The following is a 3281-nucleotide window of genomic DNA, read 5'->3' as shown; positions in this document are numbered from 1 at the left end:
TTTGATGCCTGGCAGTTCCCTACTCTCGCATGGGGAGACCCCACACTACCATCGGCGCTACGGCGTTTCACTTCTGAGTTCGGCATGGGGTCAGGTGGGACCACCGCGCTATCGCCGCCAGGCAAATTCTTTTGATGCCTTTCAACATCCTAACCTTTCATGTCGCCGTGTAACTCTCTACACCACGCCATACAATCCTCGAACAAGCTAAATTCTCGTCTCTCGTCTCTCACCAAAACACCTTCGGTGTTGTAAGGTTAAGCCTCTCGGGTCATTAGTACTGGTTAGCTCAACGTATCGCTACGCTTACACACCCAGCCTATCAACGTCTTCGTCTTAAACGTCCCTTCAGGGGAATCAAGTTCCCAGGGAAGACTCATCTCGGGGCAAGTTTCCCGCTTAGATGCTTTCAGCGGTTATCTCTTCCGCACGTAGCTACCGGGCAGTGCCATTGGCATGACAACCCGAACACCAGCGGTGCGTTCACTCCGGTCCTCTCGTACTAGGAGCAACCCCCCTCAATCTTCCAACGCCCACGGCAGATAGGGACCGAACTGTCTCACGACGTTCTAAACCCAGCTCGCGTACCACTTTAAATGGCGAACAGCCATACCCTTGGGACCTACTTCAGCCCCAGGATGTGATGAGCCGACATCGAGGTGCCAAACACCGCCGTCGATATGAACTCTTGGGCGGTATCAGCCTGTTATCCCCGGAGTACCTTTTATCCGTTGAGCGATGGCCCTTCCATTCAGAACCACCGGATCACTAAGACCTGCTTTCGCACCTGCTCGAGCCGTCACTCTCGCAGTCAAGCTAGCTTATGCCTTTGCACTAACCTCCTGATGTCCGACCAGGATTAGCTAACCTTCGTGCTCCTCCGTTACTCTTTGGGAGGAGACCGCCCCAGTCAAACTACCCACCAGACACTGTCCCCGACCCGGTTTACGGGCCCAGGTTAGAACATCAAACATTAAAGGGTGGTATTTCAAGGTCGGCTCCACGCAGACTGGCGTCCACGTTTCACAGCCTCCCACCTATCCTACACATCAAGGCTCAAGGTTCAGTGTCAAGCTATAGTAAAGGTTCACGGGGTCTTTCCGTCTTGCCGCGGGTACACTGCATCTTCACAGCGAGTTCAATTTCACTGAGTCTCGGGTGGAGACAGCCTGGCCATCATTACGCCATTCGTGCAGGTCGGAACTTACCCGACAAGGAATTTCGCTACCTTAGGACCGTTATAGTTACGGCCGCCGTTTACCGGGGCTTCGATCAAGAGCTTCTCCCTGAGGATAACCCCATCAATTAACCTTCCGGCACCGGGCAGGCGTCACACCGTATACGTCCACTTTCGTGTTTGCACAGTGCTGTGTTTTTATTAAACAGTTGCAGCCAGCTGGTATCTGCGACTCTCGTCAGCTCCATCCGCAAGGGACTTCACCCACAAGAGCGTGCCTTCTCCCGAAGTTACGGCACCATTTTGCCTAGTTCCTTCACCCGAGTTCTCTCAAGCGCCTGAGTATTCTCTACCTGACCACCTGTGTCGGTTTGGGGTACGATTCGATGTTACCTGAGGCTTAGAGGCTTTTCCTGGAAGCAGGGCATCTGTCACTTCAGCACCGTAGTGCCTCGTCATCACGCCTCAGTGTTGCAGCAGACCGGATTTGCCTGGTCCACACACCTGCACGCTTAAACCGGGACAACCGTCGCCCGGATGACATAGCCTTCTCCGTCCCCCCTTCGCAGTAACACCCAGTACAGGAATATTAACCTGTTTCCCATCGACTACGCTTTTCAGCCTCGCCTTAGGGGTCGACTCACCCTGCCCCGATTAACGTTGGACAGGAACCCTTGGTCTTCCGGCGTGCGGGTTTTTCACCCGCATTATCGTTACTTATGTCAGCATTCGCACTTCTGATACCTCCAGCAGCCCTCACAGGCCACCTTCTCAGGCTTACAGAACGCTCCCCTACCCAACAACACATAGTGTCGCTGCCGCAGCTTCGGTGCATGGTTTTAGCCCCGTTACATCTTCCGCGCAGGCCGACTCGACCAGTGAGCTATTACGCTTTCTTTAAATGATGGCTGCTTCTAAGCCAACATCCTGGCTGTCTGGGCCTTCCCACATCGTTTCCCACTTAACCATGACTTTGGGACCTTAGCTGGCGGTCTGGGTTGTTTCCCTCTTCACGACGGACGTTAGCACCCGCCGTGTGTCTCCCGTGATAACATTCTTCGGTATTCGCAGTTTGCATCGGGTTGGTAAGCCGGGATGGCCCCCTAGCCGAAACAGTGCTCTACCCCCGAAGATGAGTTCACGAGGCGCTACCTAAATAGCTTTCGGGGAGAACCAGCTATCTCCCGGTTTGATTGGCCTTTCACCCCCAGCCACAAGTCATCCGCTAATTTTTCAACATTAGTCGGTTCGGTCCTCCAGTTAGTGTTACCCAACCTTCAACCTGCCCATGGCTAGATCACCGGGTTTCGGGTCTATACCCTGCAACTAGACGCCCAGTTAAGACTCGGTTTCCCTGCGGCTCCCCTATTCGGTTAACCTTGCTACAGAATATAAGTCGCTGACCCATTATACAAAAGGTACGCAGTCACACCCATTAAGAGTGCTCCCACTGCTTGTACGTACACGGTTTCAGGTTCTATTTCACTCCCCTCGCCGGGGTTCTTTTCGCCTTTCCCTCACGGTACTGGTTCACTATCGGTCAGTCAGGAGTATTTAGCCTTGGAGGATGGTCCCCCCATGTTCAGACAGGATACCACGTGTCCCGCCCTACTCATCGAACTCACGGCCTGTGCATCTTCGTGTACGGGACTGTCACCCGGTATCGTGCGCCTTTCCAGACGCTTCCACTGACACACAAGCCGATTCAGGTTCTGGGCTCCTCCCCGTTCGCTCGCCGCTACTGGGGGAATCTCGGTTGATTTCTTTTCCTCGGGGTACTGAGATGTTTCAGTTCCCCCGGTTCGCCTCACACACCTATGGATTCAGTGTGTGATAGTGTGACGAGTCACACTGGGTTTCCCCATTCGGGTATCGTCGGGTATAACGGTTCATATCACCTTGCCGACGCTTTTCGCAGATTAGCACGCCCTTCATCGCCTCTGACTGCCTAGGCATCCACCGTGTACGCTTAGTCGCTTAACCTCACAACCCGAAAGTGTTTCGGGAGGCAAGTATTTTGAGAGACTCCAACAACACATGAATTCACATTCACATGCCGTCGTTTCAAATTATTCAGCTTGTTCCGGATTGTTAAAGAGCAGAA

General features: G+C 53.5%; 2 rRNA genes. Both read right to left on the bottom strand.

Annotated elements, in window-relative coordinates:
- Window positions 1–6: 6 nt before the first annotated feature.
- A 5S ribosomal RNA gene (gene rrf, locus DCH402_RS00120) occupies window positions 7–122 on the bottom strand.
- 131 nt (window positions 123–253) lie between these two features.
- Window positions 254–3160 (bottom strand): 23S ribosomal RNA (locus DCH402_RS00115).
- Between the last annotated feature and the right edge of the window lie 121 nt (window positions 3161–3281).

It is taken from the genome of Dickeya chrysanthemi NCPPB 402, from assembly GCF_000406105.1.
GTDB classification, from domain to species: Bacteria; Pseudomonadota; Gammaproteobacteria; order Enterobacterales; family Enterobacteriaceae; genus Dickeya; species Dickeya chrysanthemi.
The sequence above is the reverse complement of the archived record's forward strand: the minus strand, read 5'-3'. Positions and strand labels throughout refer to the sequence as shown.